The organism is Paenibacillus taichungensis (genome assembly GCF_003287275.1).
Classification (GTDB): Bacteria; Bacillota; Bacilli; order Paenibacillales; family Paenibacillaceae; genus Paenibacillus; species Paenibacillus taichungensis_A.
The window spans coordinates 257,760-278,451 of the sequence record NZ_QEVW01000008.1 but is presented as its reverse complement, the minus strand read 5'-3'; the positions used below and the strand labels follow the sequence as shown (position 1 = coordinate 278,451).

Sequence of the window (20,692 nt, the reverse complement as noted above, 5' to 3'; positions counted from 1 at the left end):
TCATTGCACGTATGACCTTTTCATTTTTATGTAATAAAACAAACCGGACCCCTGACGGGGTAACCGGCTTTGTTTTGTATTGTAGTGTTCTGTTTTTCTATAAAAAAAGTCCGACGCTTTAATGCTATTTGAGCCCTGTTGTAGCAATGCCACGAATGATCTGCTTCTGGAAGCACAGAAAGAGAACGATCAATGGCAGAACCGAAAGTGTTGCTCCAGTCATAATCTGCACCCAGTTGCTGCTGTCCTTGGCCTCGCTGGAGAAGAAAGCCATGCCGACCGGAATCGTAAACATCTCCTCACTCTGCGTAATAATAAGCGGCCAGATGAATGAATTCCAACTGCCCAGGAATGTCAGAATGCAGAGGGTGGCAAACGCTGGTCTAACCAGCGGAACAGCAATCCGAAGGAAAATGCCCCATTCTCCCATGCCATCCATTCGTGCCGCGTCCAGTAATTCCGAAGGAAGGGATTCCATGAATTGCTTCATTAGAAAAATGCCAAACCCGGATATTAAACCTGGAAACAAAATACCCCAGTATGTATCCATGCCGTTGAAACTGCTGGACACAAGATACCATGGAATAATCAGCATTTCAGTCGGCACCATTAATGTACTCAGAATGAGTACAAAAATAACCTGTTTCCCCCAGAAGCTAAATTTGGCCAGAATGTATCCCGTAATGGAATCAAATACGCAAACGCTCACGGTGGCAATGACGGCTACATATAGGCTGTTCAACATCCAGCGGGGAAATGGGGTTCCCTGAAAAATGGCCGCATAATTGTCCCATGTGACTCTGGAAGGGATGAGGCTTAGAGAGTAGATTTCATCCAGCGTCTTGAACGACGTCGATATCATCCATAGAAACGGAAACACCATCAAACCAAGTCCGAGCGTAAGTAAACCATAACTGATCAGTGACCCGGAACGTTTCCAGCGGAGCATTGTTCGGGTATCGGCCCATGCGGCAGATCTGCTCATGCTTGAAAAGCACCCTCCTTTCCTTTTATTCCTGTTGAAAACGGCTACCCAGCACTTTAAGCTGAATCAGTGTCAGTATGAATATGATGACAAACAGAATAACAGTCGCTGCCGAAGCCAGACCCATATCAAAACTCTTGAAAGCCAAATTGTATATATGAAGCACGACAGATATGGTGGAGTCCAACGGTCCGCCGCCAGTCATATTCAGCACCTGAGTGAAGGATTGCAGAAACCCGATGCTTGCCATGACGACAGATAGAAGCATGACTGGGTTCAATAGAGGGATCGTAATATGCACAAAGCGCTGCCAACCCGTGGCTCCGTCTATCGCAGCCGCTTCATAATACAATTTGGGGATGTTTTGCAGGCCCGCCAGGAAAATGAGCATCTGAAAGCCAATATTCTGCCATACCATCACCGCAATAATCCAGAAGATGGCCTGTGAGGGCGAATACAGGAAAGATTGCGGACCAAGGCCCAACTCAATAAATAGAGCATTTACAATCCCGTTCTTCATCAGCAGCCACCGGAATATCCAGCTTACCGCCACTACACTGGTTACATACGGAATAAAGTAGGCCGTCCTGAACAGTCCGCGCAGCTTTCCCACTTGCTGGAGAAGAAGAGCCACGATTAATCCGGCAATCAACTGTGCAGGTACACCAACAACGACGTAAATTCCTGTGTTCACCAGCGACTTAAGAAACAGAGGGTCACTTAGCAACGTAGCATAATTATCAAAGCCCACAAAGGGTTTATCCGGTGACAGCATGCCCCATTCGCGAAAGCTCACGTTAAAGGAATACAGAATCGGCAAGATGCGGATGACTACAAAATAGATCAGCGGAATCAACAAACCGCCATAAATGAATAACCGCTGTTTATGTCTGTAATTGAGTCTTCCTATTCCCGATCCGAACCATAAACGCCGTTTCGGCCGCGAAGGGATCACTCCGGTACTCCTCATAGCTGCGCAGCCTCCTTGAATGAGAGCTTATTTTTTCTTATCCTGTTTCGCCCAGTAGTCGTCATAGAGCTTCTGGGTTTTGGTCACCAGATCATTGAAAGCCTGCTCTTCCGGCACATGATTAAGCAGCACCTCATCCACAGCGTTCACAAACAATGTACGCTCCTGCGTCTCATCAATGAAGAAGTGGGCATTGGCATCGTTCAGTTGGGAGATAAAAGGGCCAAGCAGCGGGTCATTCACATACTTATCCTGAAGAGCGACTTCTTTCTGTGCAGGAAGTTCACCGACCTTCTCCACCCATTGTTCCTGAACGCCCTTGCTGATCAAAAACTGCAGGAATGTTGTCGCTGCTTCCAACTTCTCTCCGGTAACATTGGCCGGTATCGCATTGGCCCAGAATGAAGCCTGTGTGGATTTTCCTTTATAACCCGGCAGCGGTGCGACAGCAAAATTCAAATCGGGTGCGTCTTTTTTGATAGATCCCAATCGATATGAACCATCCACGTTAATTGCAGCATGGCCCGTTTTGAATGCATTGGCATCATCGGTGTAAAATCCGTTAATGCCCACCTTATGCACAGTTGCAAAATCAACCAGATATTTGAATGCTTCAAGCCCTGCGGGTGTATCATTCCACAGAATTTTCCGACGATCCTCGCTCGTATCCTTGCCTCCCGCTTGATATAACAATCCGTCTCGGAACCAGTGATGAAGCTGGGAACCCGGTTCCCACGCGAAACCCTCTGTCACCAACTGGCCGTTTTTGTCCGTTTCCGTTAATGCCTTGGCATCCGAGACAAGCTCTTCCCAAGTCGTCGGCGGTTTGTCGGGATCAAGTCCAGCCTTGGTGAACAGGTCCTTGTTATAAAACAACCCCAGCGTTCTCACGCCTGTAGGCAGAGCATAATAGCTTCCATTTAATTTGGCTGTATCCACAAAAGGGAAAAATGCCTCTGAGATGCCGGGAAAGCTGCTTTCAGGCAGCGGCTGTAAATAACCGGATTGCACATATTTGGGCAGCCAGCCGTAATACAGATTGATGACATCCGGTCCTTTTCCAGCGGGAACAAGTGTAGCCACCTTTTGATTGTACTGGTCGTACGGAAAATTGGTTTGTTTGACTTTGATGTTGGGATGTTCAGTCTCGAATTCCTGGATTAAGGTATTGATCAGTTCAACCTTGGCTGGAAATTCGTACTGCCAGTACTCAATCGTGATAGGCTCCGTCTGATCACCCGAAGCTGTAACAGCTGCTGAACCGGACTCTTCAGATGGCTTGGTTGAACAAGCTGTAATGCTCAATAAGAGTAAACCTGCAATCAATAATTGCATGGTCTTGCTTGGTCTGAATGAAAAGTAACCAGATTCCATCAAGTGAAGCCACTCTCCCCTCTTTTGCAACAAAAGTGTTATACCCCGTTCTTTATTTCCTTGACTTACGCGTTGATGGAACCGACGGCTTTGCCAACAGGCAGCTTCAATAAACGTCTTGCGTTATTTCCGAAAATGAGTTCAATGTCTGCTTCAGGGAAGCGAAGTTCACGGCATACACGCACCTGATCCTGCAAATAACGATAGGGATAACCACGTGGAAATCCGCTTGCATCCGTTCCAAAGATAATTCGCTCCGGACCCAACAGTTCGTAGGTTTTTCGAAATAATATCTCCAGATTCAGCTCGTATGGCATCCAGCGTACCCACTGATTGGAACCCGATGTGTCGATGTAGACGTTAGGGCAGCTCCAGCTTAGATGAAGCAGTTCCTGGAAATAGCCTGCGCCAAAATGAGGGATAATGAACGGAATATCCGGGTAAGCACGGGCCGTGTTAAAGATGGCAAGCGGATTGATGTTGGGATGATGAACGATGCCTCCGGCATGACCAAGCATGCCAAAATGAATCAGGACAGGCAGGCGGCGCTCCGCAAGAAACGCCCACACCGGATCAAGCGAAGGGGAGTCAAAGGGAATCTGGGTGAGGGGACCAAACAACTTATATCCTCGCAATCCGAGCTCATCAACCGCCCGACGAAGCTCTATGGATGCATCTTCATTTTCAATGGGATGATAGGCGAAGCCGGTAAACCGATCCGGGTATATGGATATTTGTTCAGCCAGATTGTCATTATCCAGAGCCGTCAGAAAGTTAAGTCCGGCAATATTGTATTTGTCCAATTCATCTACCCACCGTTCAATTAACGGCCGTGCTGCTTCCTCTCCCTGCTCCTCCACCGCCGGGAAATCCCAGGTTAGTCGCATTCGCTCACTTCGTTCCTTGCCATATCGCGTCACCAGTTCGTGGTTTTTATATGAGGAAAACAAAAGTTTATAAGGCAGATGGGCATGGATATCAAAAACTCGAAAGTCAGGATTGGAGAACATTGATTTTGCTCCTTCCGTTTAGGTTTGGTTAAGCCAACCGTTTAGAATTAAATCCAGATTCGCATCTACGGAACGGAGTTTATTGGTGGTGCCGAGACTCCATTGTTCCTGTGTGTCAAGACGGAGCGATTGAGCCTCCAATGCTCTTGCCACTTCCTCCGGATTCGGTCCACCACGCACATGCCGAATGTGTACAAAATGCTCGGGAGATATTGCTTCCTCTAATTGCTCAAAGGTTAGGGCAAGCGGCTTGGCGGCAATCTCCTGAATCGCTGTATTCACAACATCCCAGTTCAATCCCGAAATGGAAGTACCGGACTCAGTCAGCTGTGTTACAATGCGGCTCACGATGGAATGAGCTTGTCGAAACGATAATCCTTCTGTGCGAACCAATGTATCTGCAAGTTCGGTAACCGTGGCGAAGCTATGCTCTGCCCGTTCACGCAGCAATGACACATTGACCTTAAGGGTATCCATGACTTCGGACAGCAAGCGGTATACAGATCCAAGCGTATTCAGACTTCTCCATATATAGGGCTGCATATCATCTTCGGTATCTACAATGTCGCCAAAGGGCGTGTTATGCATCATATTAAGCGCAGTTGCTGCATCCCCTTTGGCACTTGAAAGGAGTGAACGGGTGTGTTCAATCGATACCGGATTCCGTTTTTGCGGCATGATGGAACTAATCTGAACGTAAGGGGCAGCTACAATTAATGCACCATATTCCTGTGTGCACCATAACAGCAGATCCTGAACGAAACGCCCCAGATTGATAGCTGCAAGCTGGGCTACAGAGGCGGCTTCACCTGCATAATCCGCACCGCTGACGGCATCATAGGCATTCTCAATAATGCCATCAAAGCCAAGCAGTTCTGCGGTCCGGCCTCGACAGACCGGAAATCCAGAAGTGGTGAGCGCAGCCGCACCAAGACTGCTGCGATTGCAGCCTGCATAGGCGGATCTCAACCGATTAAGATCCCGTTCAAGGGAATCACTAACGGCACAGATGTAATGGGCAAGTGTTGTCGGCTGGGCTTGTTGGGTATGCGTGTGAGCAATCATGAGGGTATTGATATGACGTAATGCAAACTTTCTTAGGCTTCTGTGTAATAACAGCCCTGAGGAAATCGTTGAGTTCAGCTTCTCCCTCAGCACCATACGATACATGGCAATTCCCATATCGTTGCGGCTTCTGGCTAAATGCAGATTCCCGACAGAGGGTCCGCCGAGCTTATCTAGTTCAACTTCAACTTGGTAGAACAAATCTTCAACGTGGGAGGAATATTCGCTCGTTCGGAGCCCATCCACATCCAGACTTTGTATAGCCGAAGCGATATGGCACGCCTCTTCTTCCGAAATGATGTTTTGCTCACGGAGCATAATCAGATGTGCTTTGTTTACGGCCATCATGGGGTTCAGCAGATGCTTTGTGGCCTGATTATAGGCGGGTTTAAGTACAATTTCGGCATAGGTTTGACTGGGAAAACCAGACGTTTGTGTTGGATTCGTTGACGTTGACTTCACCTTCCTTGTTCTTCATCTGAATTTACAGAGATCTGAAATACCGACTAATCAGGTTGGAATGTTTAGTTCAAAACTCTACCACTATTTTGGTATACATACAACTTTATCCTTAATCAATTTTTTCTATTGTCGTATCGGCTTTCTCTATAACCGGTTCTATTGACTGCTGCAGATTTGAAGACTAGATTATCCTGTATACGATTGGTCTGAGATAAATAAGCGGAAGGAGGGATGGTTATATCACATTCCTATGATGTCATTATCGTTGGAGCCGGATCGATGGGCATGAGTGCAGGTTATTATCTATCGCGCAGCGGATTAAAAACATTGCTGATGGATGCCTTTGATCCTCCGCATACGGAAGGCAGCCATCACGGAGAACCACGGCTTATCCGCCATGTGTATAGCGGGGGACCTGATTATATAGCGATGGCACTTCTGGCGCAGGAACTGTGGGAAGAACTGGAGGATACTACCGGGGCCAAATTGCTTGTACCCTCGGGCGTCTTGAATATAGTTGACCCGGACATCTATTCTTTTCATAATCGTTTAACCCATGCTGACGATGCGGGGATTCGGTATGAAACCTTGCGCGCAACCGAAATCATGAAACGCTGGCCAGGCATTGAAGTCCCTGAACATTACGAGGGAATGTATGAGCCTGATGCAGGATATTTGTTCAGTGAACGCTGCGTGCTCGCTTTCCGTCAGGCAGCCGAAGCATCGGGTGCCACTCTCTTAACGCATACACGTGTTGAACATATCGAGTGTAGCCCAGATTCTGTTGGAGTCATCACATCTGCTGGCGAGACGTATTATGCGAACCAGGTTATCCTCAGTGCCGGAGCATGGTTTCAGACGCTGAAACCATTCGTGAACCTACCCATTCGAGCTGTACGCAAAACCGTGGGATGGTTCGATGCACCGGAGGCATTGTTCGCCGAGGATCACTTTCCCGGTTTCACGCTGGCTGGAAAAGAAGGTGGATATTATGGATTTCCAAGCATTTGCGGGTCGGGTCTGAAAATTGGACGTCACGATACGGGGCAAGAGTGGACACCAGGCGGTACACTGGCTCCATTTGGCTCTGATGAAACGGATGAGGGTGATCTGCGGAGATTGCTTGAACTTCGGATGCCTCTGGCAGCCGGAAAGCTGAAGCGTGGTGCGGTATGCAAATACGAGTTCACATCGGATGAGGATTTTATTATTGACCGTCACCCCGCCCATAACCATGTATGGCTGGCAGGCGGATTCTCCGGTCATGGCTTCAAATTCGCAAGTGCAGTAGGCAAAATATTGTCTGACTTGGTGCAAACAGGGCATACGGATCAGGATATCGGACGATTTGCTCTTTCCCGATTTGGTAGCCATATATCGGGGTGAACTCCTTTCTTGAACCGTGCCGTGTGGTATAGCGCACCATGTTTCAAGAAAGGAGTACCATGAACCAAATCTAATCGAAATAAACAGGTCGCACAGCCATTGCTAATTCACTTTGACCAAGCTCCATTGCTGATTGGCCCCACCATTGTCTGCCCATTGAATGGTCGAGGCACCAGCGGTTGTGGAGCTCTGGTTGATATCAACGGTTAAGCCGCTATTGCGGTTCACGAGCACAAGATATCCTCCGACATCCACCGGTAACCACTGTTGATTGTTGCCCCCATTATCCTGCCATTGAATCAGGGCTGCGCCTCCTTGAGTTGAGCTCTGATTCACATCCAGCATCAGACCACTGCCTACGTTACGGATCTTATAATAACCGTTGCCCGCAGACTCCAACTTCCATTGTTGGTTTGCTGCGCCATTGTCGTTCCACTGGATGATCGTTGCACCCCCGGCAGTGGAAGCTCCATTCACATCCAGAGCGAGATCACTGTTCCGATTGATCAGCTTATAGATCGCCCCGGATTCATATCCTGTACTGCCGTTATACGTCGCGCCGGATATGACATAGGTTGTAACCGAGCCTGCTTTGGCGGTCGCTGTAAACTTTTTATTCTGAATGTTGATGTTGGTCAATTGCTGCAACTTCTCCGTAGAGGATGTTCGGTGTACTTGAGCAGACGATCCAACACTTGTAAACTGACTCAAATCGTACGTCACCGTTGTATCACTCGAATCCGAATTGGTAGTCACCAGCACTACTTTACCTGAAGCAGCATCATAGGCAGCAAGCGTATTGGCATCACTCATACCAATGATCTTGGTTCCGGGACGAATAAACTTGCTGTAGTTGCCCATGACATAATATTTCTGATTCACGGTGTAGCTGGTCGTTTGCGTGTTATTCAGTACGTTTTTGAAAAATCCCCAGCCATCCGCACTATCTACGGCCTGCCAGTACACCCACGCACTCGCCCCCATGTTGCGTAAATCCTTAAGGATTGTGCGTGACATCGTTAGTCCACTGGCATCCCCGTCTCCATATTCTGAGGTCCAGAGATGTTTTCCCGCTGAAGTCGCTGTATTCCGCAATGATACACGATTGCTTCCGCCATAGGTATGTGTGTTAATCTGACTGATCGCAGACTTCACTGCACTGCTGTAACTGTTGAAGGAAGTGGTTGTGTCATCCAGACTGTATTCTTCTGGTGCGCTTAGCTTCGTGGACAATCCCTTTGCTGTAAGTGAAGATTGCAACTGGCTCAGAATCGTGTTTTGATCTGCCCGATCAAAATGCATACCCTCCTGATTATTGCCCAGCTTCCACCAAGTGGAGATCGGTTCATTGAGCGGGGTAACTGTGTCAAACGTGATGCCCCAGTTATCTCTGAAATGCTTCACGACCTCTGTGAGATAATCTGCAAAATCATCATAATAATCCGGCTTGAGATTGTTGCCACCATTCGCGGCACCGGACACACTTCCGCTAATAGTCATCCAATAGGGTGCCGAGTTCGCAAAGGCTTCAAAGACGTTGACTCCATATGATTTGGCGGCTTGGAGCATATACCTCTGATTGGCATCTGCATTCCAGTCATACACGCCCGGGGAAGGCTGATATCCCGGCACGGCTTTGCGATATTCCAGCACGTTTGATGCAGGATTATCGCCGCCTCCAATGTTGTAACGAAGGACGTTCAGACCTAGTCCGGTTGTTGGGCTAAACATCTTTTCTACATATTCATCCCGGTTGGAGTACTCCCCAACCACTTTGCCCCACCAGGCAAGGGATGTTCCCCAACCTTCGATGGTCTGATATTGCTTCGAGGGATCAGCCGTAGCTGTATAAGAACCCGCGGCGGATGCTTCCGTACCCAATCCCCCTGTTATAAGACTTCCAGCCAGCAGTAGAGCACCCAATCGTTTCAACCATTTCATTCGATTCACTCCTTCTAAAATGAGTTAAATGGAGTCTTTTCATGCTTTATTGTGCTGTCTCCCTGAAGGTGGCGTCCGATTTGTCAACCGCGGTTACGATCGGTTCCAGCCGCAGCATGTTGTTCACATGTCTCAAATAACGGTCTGGGTAATTCGAGGATACGTAAGAAGTCCATGAAGAATTGGCAAGCCCATTAACACGCTTGAACGTGGCATCACTTTTGAAGGCTGCGCTGCCATCATTTTTCACAAGTACAATGTCATAGTTGTAATGCCTCAGGAAGTAGCCCGGATAATTGATGGATTCGAACGATACCGCTGATGAATCAGCCAGTCCAGGAACGATGCGAAACTGTGCATCCTCCGCAGGGCTGACGTTGGTGTCCATGCGGGCCTGATAGTTGTAATGGCGAATATAGCTGCCCGGAGCATTGTACGATTCCAGCCTTCGAATATCACCCGGTTGTCCTGTCTCCTTCAACACGGTCATGTGCCGAACCAACCCGGTCAGACCGGCAAGCTCCTGCTTTGCACTCCAGGTCTGAAATCCGTCGGCAGAGTCGCTGTAATAATATTTTTGTGTAGAGTATCCGTCAAAATAGATTCGCCAGGAACCGTTATCCAGCTGGACAAGCGCAGGTCCCTCTACCCAGGAACCCCAGCCAGCCCAATCCCCTGTCCCTTTGAATGTGTAAGGTCCGGTGAGGGAAGTAGATGTAGCATATTCGATATACTTGGTGGTTTCATTCTTGGTGAATGCGTGATAGGTTAAGCCGGTCTTAACGATGAAGGTATCGATGTAGTTGGGGGCAAGACCTGCAAGCTCTGTGGCAGCAGACCATGTTGTGGAAGACAAGGTTGAATTGGTCGCCGTGATGACATAAGGTTTGAAGTTCTCATAGTTGCCTGGGGAGATGGACACGATGATGTTCAGACTTCCGTTGCTGTCTTTGAACCATTCCGGTGCCCAGGTATGCGCAATCGTGGTGGGTCCAGATAGGGTAATATTACGGACAAACGTCCAATTCACCTTATCCGTGCTGGATGCGATGCCAATCGTATTGCCTGACCAGTTCGTGGTATAAACGACATAATACAGCCCATCCGTATGCTTCATGATGCTGGGATCTCGGATCAGATTGGCCGGGGGTGTATATGCAGGCCCTTTAAGCAAACCGTAATTAGTCGCATTGTAGGATTCATAGATATACAGATTGGATTCACTCGTATTGGTAAAAGCCGAAATCGTGTAAACACTTGTTGCTGCTCTGGCTGTATTCGGGAATAACGTGATGAATAGAAGCAATGCTCCAAGCAGCATGATCATGCCGGACTTACAAGTTTTGAATAATCTTGTGCTCCATCTTTTCCTTGTGAACATGGGTCATCTCCTTATCGAAAATGTGGGACAGGCATATCTTTTGCCAAACATCACCCCCTCCAAAGACTACGTAGCCCGCAAACCCTCATTATGTAAACGGTTTCAATAAACAATACTAGCTGTCCTCACCGTCCATTCACCTTGCAAGAACTGCCCGGAGATTCAGAATCTATAGATTCAATTATCCGAGCAGTCTCCGCAAAGAGAGGTTAAAAGAATAATTGGGAACCTCTAGAACAGGACACGACTGGTTAGAACAGACCCAATTCTTCTTATACGGTTCAATGAAAAGAAGATTTACTCAACCACACCCCATGGATACTGGGACAAGTTATCATACAAGAAACGCACCCGTTCTGGCGTTCGACCTTCCTCATCAAATAACAGCAATTCATTCTCATCCTGCAGCCAGGATACCGGAATTTTGTAATCCTCTTGCGGACCGATCTGCCAATAACGTCCCAGATGGTGCCCGTTCAGATGAATTGTTCCCTTGCTCATCCCGGTAAGACGAAGCATCAGGTTCACTCGGAAGTGTTCGGGCACAGCTGACTTGGAAAAACGCCAGCGGTACCAGACAGGTTGACCGTACGAACCATTGCCCACCGACATGGCATTCCAATTGCCACTATAGTCCGCATCCTGCCGATAGGTATCGACATAACTTGAAACGTTCGGTGGCTCATATAATCCCCATTGTCGTGGAAGCAGGGCATCCGTACCTGCCATGCGCCAATCCTTCAGCTCATTTTCACTCCGGTAAAGGATCAGTTCCAGCCGATTCAGCGGCGTTCTGCTATAAGGCATCTCCAGCGTATTGATCTCTCCATGCCGCAAATAAAGGGAAAGATCCAATGTGTTGAACGAAAACCAGTTCTGATACCCTTCCATTGGCACATCCATGCCATTAATGCGCAATCCCTGGCTCACCGCTCCAACGAGAATCGCACGGTCCATGCCATCCAGCGTAAAGCTTCTGCTCAGAAGTGGGGCATCCTCAAGATGATTCACTTCATCGAGATGCGCCACCCCATGCTCCGTATGCCAATTCCGGCGTATGTCCTGAAAGGAACCACCGATGTACACAGATCCTGTTAGGCCTTTGCTTTCACCCAAATAAGGAGAAAAATTCAGCCTGCCCATATGCTGTACCAGCACCTGAAGTGTATTCTTTCCTTTGGTCGTCTGCACCTGAACAATCGCTGCACCAACTTGACGAACCAGTGCCTGCTCTACACGATTAACATAAATTCTGGTCGTATCCTGGAGATCCGGCAGAATAAGGGTAGTGATTTCTTCCTCCGAACGGTCGAAGTCGCACTCGTATAACAGATACCCAAAATCCTGTCCGTACTGGGAAAAATGCTCTGGTTGACCATTCGAAGCACGCTGTTCCGCTGTCAAAGTCACACGAGACAGCTCAGGGGAATCCGACAGTTTTGGTGGCATTGGCGGCATGGTGAACAGAGCATACTGATTTTCTGGGGCTGACTCCTGAACATGTTCATCCTGTATACCACTCTGTGAATCGTTTGCTTCTCCGTATATGAACTCAAGTCCAGTCAACGACCGTTCACCATCCGCCCAACTCCCGAGAAGTAAAATATTCCGATTCGGATCAGAGATCATACCCGTGACCTGCCCGGATAGGGAGACATCTACATCATCGAATCCGATTGCGTAACGCAGCTGTTTCGCGCCTCCCCCTCCATTGATTCTCCACGTGCGATCCATCGTTGCCTTGTCCAGAACCACGAACCGAATGAGGACACCACTTGCCTCCAGATGAACGATGCCTGGCTCACAGAAATGTACCAGTTCGAACCGATAAGCTCCGTTTAACTGATCACGTTCAACCAGTACTGGCATGCTGCTGCCCTGTACATTCAAGACGTTTGTCTCCAGTTCTACAACTGAACGCTGTCCCGCCTCCGCAACGATGAACAGGGTCAATTCTCCGTTCACCACTTCATTGCCCGTAATCATCGTGCCACCTGTCAGGTATACATTTTGGGCAATCTCTACCCTGTCCAGTATCGGAATAATCTGCCCTGGGTTCAGGGCAACGGGAATTGTCCGGCCTTCCTCCAGCGTGACGTGAAACGTCTCGCGCTCTTCTTTGTGACTCTCCAAGAACCATATCTTCTCGCTGCCTTTAGACCTGCCTCGTACAGTAACGCCTTGCGGATGACGGACCTTGATCTGCTCTGCTGGTACTTCCTCCGTCTCCATCAGCAATGCGCCAAATGCATCGACAAAATAGGATAACGTCTTGGCTACGGCATACTTGGCCGTTACCCGCCCGTACTCGTTCAGCGGTGCATCATAATCGTAGGAGGTAATCATGAAAATATCGCTGCTGCCCACGGTTCTGCCACCGTATCCGCCAAAGTTGGTTCCGCCGTAGAACATGTAATGACTGATTCCGGTGTAACCTGTGCGAAGAATTTCCATCATACGTTTCTCAAATAGTGGCGCCGTCTTCTGAATGGCAGAGGGCCCACCCCAATTCTCGAACCATCCAGTCCAAAATTCCGTAACGAGCTTCGGTGTATCCGGCTGTTTCTCCCGCAGCTTCGCATAATGCCCGTCGGCACCTGACCAGAAGTTGGCCCCTTCAATCGTTCCCTCCGCGCCCCCTACACAGGTGATAAGCGGAACGTCAATCTCTCGCTGAAGCAGGCTGTCCCGAAGGTGGTTCATATGGGCACTTGCTGCTGCATCATCCATCAGATAGCCGTATTCGTTCTCGACCTGCACGAGAATAACAGTGCCTCCGACAGATAGCTGGCGCTCACGAATGATTGGAATGATTCGGTCAAAATACAAATCTACATAATACAGATAGGTTTCATTATTTTGCCGGAACTTGATTCCCTGCTTCGTTTCCAACCAATACGGAAAGCCGCCAAAATCCCATTCTGCGCAAATAAACGGACCCGGCCTCGTGATTACATACATGCCCAACTCTGCACACAGGTCCAGAAAGGCACCGCAATCATTGTCTCCTTCGAACGACCATTGTCCTTCCTCCGGCTCGTGCACGTTCCAGGCAAAATAGGTATCAATGCAATTCATGCCTGCCAACTTCGCCTTCATTAGAACCTCCCGCCATTCCTCCCTTGGCATACGGAAATAATGAATGGTGGCACTGTTCAGAAATACTCGTTCTCCATTCATGATGAAGCTGCGCTGATCATAAGTCAGTTCAGATCGAGCACTATGCTCAGTGCCGGTATCTATATTCTTCTCCTGCTCCTGAAGCAAAAGGGATGATTTCTCTGTCAAAGATAAGCCCTCCTTCTCTGTGTTGAGTTCATATGTCCTGTATAATTCATCTACTTTATAAGTTCAACTAATGCATATTTACACTGCACTCTCATGACAGAACATCTTTAAGGTCGCTGTGATCCTGTGAGGGTTTATCTGAAATGATATATTGCTTGACCCTCAGTTCGCCTGCAACGTTACGCCCTCCAATACCACCGTGGTGATAGAATTGTCCACAGTCGATACTTCCAATCCATTGGCATATACCGGAACATCTTCAAGCTGCTCCATATTGCGATCCGGTGACGTCTGGTACACCTGTGCTGTAGAAGTACTGCTGTAGTCAAACTCCCCAAGTTCAAATGCTGTGGTTCCGGCAGATAACTCATTGCGAATCACCAGCACCAGTCTCTTCTGTTCTGCATCGTAAGCAGCCAGTGTTCGCCCATCATCTGTTGGAATAATCGTTGCACCTGGACGGATGAATTTCGTAAACTGGGCCATGCCATAATACTGTTTTGTCATCTCGTACTGCTCTTCTCCATTAAAATTGGCATGTATGAAGCCCCAGTTATTGTTGGCACCTTCATCTTCAACGGCCTGCCAATACACCCAGGCAGAAGGCTGCATGATTTTCAGATCGAACATGATGCGCTCCGCAAGCTCCTGCACGGAAGTCATGTCCTCATGACTATGCGGTTCGCTGCCACCTGTCCCATACTCGGACATCCACAGTTTCTTGCCATACCGCTCGGCCAACATCCGCAGCTCTTCCATTTTGCTTCCATTATAGGAGTGCGTGTTAATCTGGTCGATCACATCCAGCGTATCCTGATCATACAGGCTGAAATTGTGCACCGTCTCGTCAATGCTATTATCGTCCGCAGCACTGATGACCGTACCGTCCAGCCCTTTACTTTTGAGTGATGCAGCAACCTTCTTGATAATCTCGGCCTGTTTCTCATTGGTAAAATGACTGCCTTCCTGCATGTTGCCTTTCTTCCACCAATCCGAGGAAGGTTCATTAAGTGGGTCAAGTGTACGGAATGTAATGCCCCACTCATCGCGATAATGCTTCACGACCTCGGTTAGATAATCGGCAAATGCATCGTACTGATCCTCTCGCAGATTGTTGCTGCCATCTACAGCACCCGTAACCGAGCCACTGATCGTCATCCAGTAAGGGGGTGAATTGGAGAACGCTTCGGCAATGTTGACCCCACGTTCCAGAGATCCTTGTAATACGGCACGTTGTCCTGCATCTGCCTCCCAGTCCCACACGCCGGGTTCAGGCTGAAAACCGGGAACATCTCCTCCGGGCCGAAGCGCCTTCATGTCGGGATTCTCCTCGCCGCCAATATTGTAGCGAACAATGTTCAGACCTAGCCCTTTCTCTGCATCAAACACCAGATCCAAGACTTCACTGACCTTTGCTTGATCTTTCCATCCTCCAAGATCGTTGGCCCACCACGCAAGCGACGTACCCCAGCCTTCAAAATGATCATAGGATTGCTCCAGCTTCAGATGTATCGGCTCACCTTGGAATGCAACCGTTTTGGATGATTCATTGGCAAAATGATTGATGATAATCCCTCCTCCCGCAAGGAGCGCGATCAGGGCTACACCCATCAGGATGTAACTCCGGCTGCGCCACCTGCGCTGCTTGTGATGAGTATTGTTGTCATTGTTGAAAGGGCCCTTGTTGTTATCCATAGTTCATGCAGCCCTTTATTGATGTGCGATGTAGACGGTTCTTGGTTTTCACAACTGGCTTCAACACTGCGTTCACCTCCCGTTACTTGATCCCGCTGCTGCCGCCACTGATATTCGCTTCATAGACAAAACGCTGTCCGAACAGATATACCAATACCATCGGAATGGTCAGGAACAGGGAAGCAATCATAACGAGGTTCCATGGCGGCATCTGTCCGCCACCGACCGTGGTCAGAAGCTGAACACCGAGTGCCAGTGGCATTTTCTCCGGATCATTGATGTAAATGAGCGGCCCCATGAAGTTCCCCCAGTTGTAGGAAAACGAGAAAATGGCGATGGCGGCAAGTATCGGATAGGTGAGTGGCATAATGATCTTCCAGTAGATTCCCGGATGTCCCATACCGTCGATCATCGCCGCTTCATCAAGCGACCTTGGAATACTCATGACGAACTGCCGAATGAGAAATACGTTGAATGCTCCGGCGAAAAAACTCGGCACGATCAGTGGATAGAATGTATTGATCCAATCCAGATGGCGGAAGATGATGAACTGCGGCACCATCGTCACCTCGCCCGGAATCATCATCGTACTAAGCAGTACAACGAACAGGAACCGACTGCCTCTCGCCTTGATCCGAGCGAAACCGTAAGATACGACCGAAGCTGACAACACCGACCCGATAATGGTAATGACGGTAATAATGACTGAGTTTTTCAAATACGTACCCAGATTATTATTTGTGAAGATCGTGTAGAAATTGGACCATTGGAATTCGAGCGGTATGAAGGTAAAGGCTGATTTCACGGTTGTAGCGTCACTCGCCAGTGCGATGGAGATCATGTACAGGAAAGGGGAAGCCAGCAGCACCCCGACCAGAATCAGAAAAATGTAGGATATCGTTTTCTCTACAGTGGATGGATTACTCATTTGCTTTTCCCTCCTCGTAATGCACCCATAGCGCCGACGAACGGAACACAACCAGGGTCAACGCCATGATGATGATGAACAGCACCCAGGCAATGGCTGATGCATATCCCATTTTGTAGAACTGGAACGCATTCTGGAACAGGTAAGGAACAACCATCTGACTGGCATTGTCCGGTCCACCTGCTGTAACGATGAATACCTGTGCGAACGTCTGGAGCGCCCCGATCATCCCGGTGACGAGATTGAAGAAGATGACGGGAGTCAGCATCGGAAATGTAATGTGAAAGAACGATTGTGAGCTCTTCGCCCCATCGATGGCGGCGGCCTCGTACAGCTCCTGAGGAATACCTTTCATACCCGCCAGCAGCAGTACCACGCCGCCCCCGACGCCCCATAGCGACATGAGGATCAAGGCTGGTTTAACCCAGTTCGGATCAAGCAGCCAAGCAGGACCTTGAATGCCGAAAATGGCAAGCGCCTGGTTAATCAAACCTTCCGTTGGTGCAAGCAGATGGATGAAGAGCAGTGAGCTTGCAACCACCGGAACGACAGATGGCAGATAGAACAGGATGCGGAAGAAAGTAATACCTTTGATTTTTTTGTTGAGGTAATACGCAATCCAGAGCGAGATGGACATGCCCAGCGGAATCGATATTAGTGCGTAGAAGAAGGTATTGCCTACGGATTTCCAGAAGATCGGGTCATCGGTCAACAGGTTTTTGTAATTGTCTATACCGATGAATTCAGGAGACTGGAACAGATCCCAATTGGTGAAGCTCATGTAGATGGAAAACAGGATCGGACCCAGGGTAAGTCCAAGAAATCCAATCAGCCAAGGCGAGATGAAGATATAAAACCATTTCCCGTCCTTTTTTCTCACGTTAAGCCCTCCCATAACGAAGCGAGCAGACGAAACTCGGATTCATTCATGCCGAATTCCGCCTGTCCTCTGTCGATGCTATTTATGCATGTGAACAACCTCTATTTGTAGATTCTTTCCAGTCCACTCTGAATTTCAGTCACGGTATCATCCAGTGAGGCTTTATTGTTGAAGTAGACACCCAGCTTGTCGTTAATGAGCTTCATCATTTCATTCCATTGCGGATTGAACGGCTCGGCATAAATGGTGGACTCACTGAAAGCAGCCATGTTGATTTTCTTGCCGCCATATTCTGCATTCAGGAACTCATCGCTGGACAGGCCTGCTTTCGTTGCCGGAGCATCCTGGCCCGCTTTGATCATCGGTAATTGTGCTTCTGGTGTGGTCAGCGCTTCTATGATTTTGAATGCCTCTTCCTTATGTTTGGACGCATTCGTAATTGTGAAGCCATTGAAGAACGCGTTCGTTTCACCCCATATCGGAGAAATGTCCCAATTGATGCCTTCCACCTTGGCAAGTGAACCGATATTCCAGAATCCCGTCGTCTCCATCGCAATCTTGCCCTGGGCGAACAATGGGTCAGCACCGATATTTCCCATGTCGGCAATCTCCGTTGGCGTTGGTCCCACACCATGCGTGAAAGTCAGATCATTCATGAATTGCAGTGCTTTACGTACAGGTTCGGTATTAAAGGTTGGTTTGCCGCTCTCATCGAACAGGGAACCACCGTTTTGGTAGATCAACTGCATCCATTGTGGCCACCAGCTGCCTGGGTAGTACCCCCATTGAACCGTTTTGCCATTCTCCTTCACTGTCAGCTTCTGAGCAGCAGCGAGCAGGTCTTCCTGGGTCCATTCCTTGGTTGGATATTCCACCCCGGCCTTGTCGAACAGGTCTTTGTTGTAAAAAAGCACCATTGCTCCTGCGCGGTCAGGCATTCCGAACTGTTTACCATCGAATTTCATCAGGTTGGCGATGTCGTCAGAATAACGCTCTGACATGTTCACATTGTTGGCCTGAATCATGTCATCCAGCGGAACAATTTGGTTTTTGGAGGCGTACGCCTGATAGTTCTCGGCAATCATCATGATGTCCGGTGCGGTACCTCCGGCGATCATTGTCTGAACCTTTTGGTCATAGTCCCCGGCAACGACGTTCAGTTTCACATTAATCTCGGGATAGGTCTGCTTCACAATGTCGAGTCTCTCCTGGTAAATCTTCTTCTCGTCCTCTGAGCCCCAGATCGTCATGCTCAGATCGACCTTACCGCCAGCTGCACCGCTGTCACCCTTGCTGCAGGCTGTTAGCCCCATTACCATGACCAGCATCAATAACGAAATGACCTTTAAACTTTTTCTCATACCGTGCGCCCCCTTGAAATATGAATGGAAGATCAGAGACAACTGAAACCCGTTTCATGAAATGGGTTTCATAACGTTTAAAATTAAAACCCGTTCCAGTTTATGAAAGGGGTTTCATTCACGACCTCATTATATTTCACCCTCCGAAGGAATGTCAACGCTTTCTTTTTCAAACATTCTCCATTTATCGTGGTGCGGGGCCAGTACTTTGGCGGACAACAAGCTCTGGTTGCAAAATGGTCTGTTTCTTCGGATTACCCTGATTAATCAGTTCATGCAGCTTGTCCACCGCCAGCTTGCCCAACTGATACGTATTCTGGGACACAGTCGTCAGTTCTGGTATAACGGCACTGGCGAGCGGTGTATCATCAAAACCAACAATGGAAATATCCTTTGGTATCGATAAGCCATGCTCAATGGTAGCCTTAATCGCACCAATCGCCGTGTAGTCGTTCACACAGATCACCGCAGTTGGAGGGTTTCCACGGTCCAGCAGCTTAGACATCTCCCGTTTGCCATCTTCAATGGAGAAGCTTCCAAGCAGTTGACGCTCTTTCGGAATTTCGAGTCCATGCTCACGCAGTTTTTTCTGAATGGCTTTGACCTTAACCATCGTGGTGGACAACTCCTTCAAACCGCCTACAAAAGCAATATCCCGATGTCCCAGTTCGAGTAAATGTTCAGCAGCCAAAACAGCCCCGGCCCCTTCATCCGTGTACACCCGATGGAATCCGCCTTTGGCAATATTGCCATTGACCAGTACGATCGGCATGCGTTTGCCCATATCAATCAATTCCTGAGCCATCTCATCCGGACAGACCTGCATGTTAATTCGCCCACCGAGAAAAATAATGCCATCTACCCGCTTCTCACGCAAAATGGAAAGATACTCGGACTCCCGGTTGTAATCCCCGGCCGTATTGCACAGGAAGAATGTATATCCTAATCCACGTGCCTCGTTCTCAGCCCCCCAAAACACTTCCGGGAAGAACGGATTCGTAATGTCTGGCAGGATGATTGCAATGGTTCCCGTCTCTTTCTTAATCAGACTGCGCGCCTGCGCGTTGGGTTGGAACTGATGTTTTTCAATGATGGACATGATCTTCTCCCTTGTGCTTGCACGCACAGGTGCCGTATCATTCAGCACACGGGAGACCGTGGATACGGATACGTTCGCTTCTTTGGCGATGTCATATATGGTAATCGATGTCATATGTGGAACCATCCTTTTTCTCTAATATTCCTGCTTATCATACCAGATAAGGAATCGGGATGAAATGGGTTTCATTCCGAGGCTCCATCACAGCATCTCCACCGATGATATTCAAGTAATCGGACCATTCGATTGGATGATCCAGCAAAGTTGTAATTTTCATCGGATTCAGCCTGCTTTCCCTTCTATTTCACACCATTGATCCATATATTAGATTGTAAGCGAATTCATAAGGTGATTAGAGGAGTGTGAACGACGTTATGATCATTCAGGTCAGTCCGCTGGCAGAATCAAGACTTAACGCGATGCTGGGAGATCGGCCGGGCTATTTCAAGCTGTTTTATGACACCGATGGATGCGGATGTGATGGTACTGCTGTGCTTCTGATCGTTAACGAGCCGGACAGTGATGACATTCGGATTGAATCCGATTCGCTTCCTTTCCTTATCAACAAACAGCAACAGATTTATTTCGAGCCTTGCCTTCGCCTGCAATCAGAGAACAGTTTCCCTTCCTACCGATTGAGCAGTGATTCCATGATATACGGCAATCATGTCAAAGCCCATGATCTTCGGGATACCGCAGACACTTCGCCGCAGCCGCTCAGTTGGTTCGTACGATAAAAGTTAGAAAATATGGACCTACGAAAAAACCTCTCAACCCTTGAAACTTAACGGGCGGGAGGTTTGTTCTTTGATTGTTTTTGTATGGCCTGCACCAGTTGTGCGACTGGAAAGTTATCTCTAGGACCAA

General features: G+C 48.5%; 16 protein-coding genes. 2 read left to right on the top strand and 14 right to left on the bottom strand.

Translation table 11 applies throughout. From position 1 onward, the window contains the following. Positions 1–124 precede the first annotated feature (124 nt). From DC345_RS13850 to argH, 5 genes are all read right to left on the bottom strand, one after another. Positions 125–985: a carbohydrate ABC transporter permease gene (locus tag DC345_RS13850; protein ID WP_220095241.1), complete on the bottom strand. Its 861-nt coding sequence runs from the start codon at positions 983–985 to the stop codon at positions 125–127. A gap of 25 nt (positions 986–1,010) precedes the next feature. After that, positions 1,011–1,955 carry a carbohydrate ABC transporter permease gene (locus tag DC345_RS13845; RefSeq protein ID WP_113053590.1) on the bottom strand — a complete coding sequence of 315 codons (945 nt, stop codon included), beginning with the start codon at positions 1,953–1,955 and terminating at the stop codon, positions 1,011–1,013. Positions 1,956–1,982: 27 nt separating this feature from the next. Beyond that, the gene (locus tag DC345_RS13840; protein WP_113053589.1) at positions 1,983–3,329 is read right to left on the bottom strand and encodes an extracellular solute-binding protein; all 1,347 of its coding nucleotides are present in this window, start codon (positions 3,327–3,329) and stop codon (positions 1,983–1,985) included. Between the two features lie 65 nt (positions 3,330–3,394). After that, positions 3,395–4,339, bottom strand: a complete 945-nt coding sequence (locus tag DC345_RS13835; protein ID WP_113053588.1) for an amidohydrolase family protein — start codon at positions 4,337–4,339, stop codon at positions 3,395–3,397. Between the two features lie 18 nt (positions 4,340–4,357). Beyond that, a complete protein-coding gene (gene argH / locus DC345_RS13830; RefSeq protein WP_258530654.1) occupies positions 4,358–5,866 on the bottom strand; it encodes an argininosuccinate lyase in 1,509 nt (502 codons plus the stop codon). A gap of 231 nt (positions 5,867–6,097) precedes the next feature. Between argH and solA the strand changes: the two genes are divergently transcribed. Further along, positions 6,098–7,252: an N-methyl-L-tryptophan oxidase gene (gene solA, locus DC345_RS13825; RefSeq protein WP_113053587.1), complete on the top strand. Its 1,155-nt coding sequence runs from the start codon at positions 6,098–6,100 to the stop codon at positions 7,250–7,252. A gap of 102 nt (positions 7,253–7,354) precedes the next feature. Here the strand turns inward: solA and DC345_RS13820 are convergent, their stop codons facing one another. The 9 genes from DC345_RS13820 to DC345_RS32190 form a co-directional block, all read right to left on the bottom strand. Further along, positions 7,355–9,193, bottom strand: coding sequence for an RICIN domain-containing protein (locus tag DC345_RS13820; protein ID WP_113053586.1), 1,839 nt, complete (start codon positions 9,191–9,193; stop codon positions 7,355–7,357). Positions 9,194–9,239: 46 nt separating this feature from the next. Next, on the bottom strand, positions 9,240–10,574 hold the full coding sequence (locus DC345_RS13815; protein WP_113053585.1) for a glycoside hydrolase family 43 protein: 1,335 nt from the start codon (positions 10,572–10,574) through the stop codon (positions 9,240–9,242). A gap of 297 nt (positions 10,575–10,871) precedes the next feature. After that, positions 10,872–13,862, bottom strand: a complete 2,991-nt coding sequence (locus tag DC345_RS13810; protein ID WP_113053584.1) for a beta-galactosidase — start codon at positions 13,860–13,862, stop codon at positions 10,872–10,874. A gap of 162 nt (positions 13,863–14,024) precedes the next feature. Further along, positions 14,025–15,557 carry a glycoside hydrolase family 30 protein gene (locus DC345_RS13805; RefSeq protein WP_309304333.1) on the bottom strand — a complete coding sequence of 511 codons (1,533 nt, stop codon included), beginning with the start codon at positions 15,555–15,557 and terminating at the stop codon, positions 14,025–14,027. Between the two features lie 82 nt (positions 15,558–15,639). Then, positions 15,640–16,485 carry a carbohydrate ABC transporter permease gene (locus DC345_RS13800; RefSeq protein ID WP_113053583.1) on the bottom strand — a complete coding sequence of 282 codons (846 nt, stop codon included), beginning with the start codon at positions 16,483–16,485 and terminating at the stop codon, positions 15,640–15,642. Next, positions 16,478–17,365 carry a carbohydrate ABC transporter permease gene (locus tag DC345_RS13795; RefSeq protein WP_063565348.1) on the bottom strand — a complete coding sequence of 296 codons (888 nt, stop codon included), beginning with the start codon at positions 17,363–17,365 and terminating at the stop codon, positions 16,478–16,480. Before DC345_RS13795 ends, DC345_RS13800 begins: the two co-directional genes overlap by 8 nt. A gap of 101 nt (positions 17,366–17,466) precedes the next feature. Next, positions 17,467–18,726: an ABC transporter substrate-binding protein gene (locus DC345_RS13790; RefSeq protein ID WP_113053582.1), complete on the bottom strand. Its 1,260-nt coding sequence runs from the start codon at positions 18,724–18,726 to the stop codon at positions 17,467–17,469. Between the two features lie 184 nt (positions 18,727–18,910). Next, positions 18,911–19,939: a LacI family DNA-binding transcriptional regulator gene (locus tag DC345_RS13785; RefSeq protein ID WP_113053581.1), complete on the bottom strand. Its 1,029-nt coding sequence runs from the start codon at positions 19,937–19,939 to the stop codon at positions 18,911–18,913. Between the two features lie 37 nt (positions 19,940–19,976). After that, positions 19,977–20,102 (bottom strand): hypothetical protein, encoded by a 126-nt coding sequence (locus tag DC345_RS32190; protein WP_258530653.1) that lies wholly within the window; start codon positions 20,100–20,102, stop codon positions 19,977–19,979. An 85-nt stretch (positions 20,103–20,187) separates the two neighbouring features. Between DC345_RS32190 and DC345_RS13780 the strand changes: the two genes are divergently transcribed. Next, positions 20,188–20,562: an iron-sulfur cluster biosynthesis family protein gene (locus DC345_RS13780; RefSeq protein ID WP_256336612.1), complete on the top strand. Its 375-nt coding sequence runs from the start codon at positions 20,188–20,190 to the stop codon at positions 20,560–20,562. The last annotated feature ends 130 nt before the right edge of the window (positions 20,563–20,692 follow it).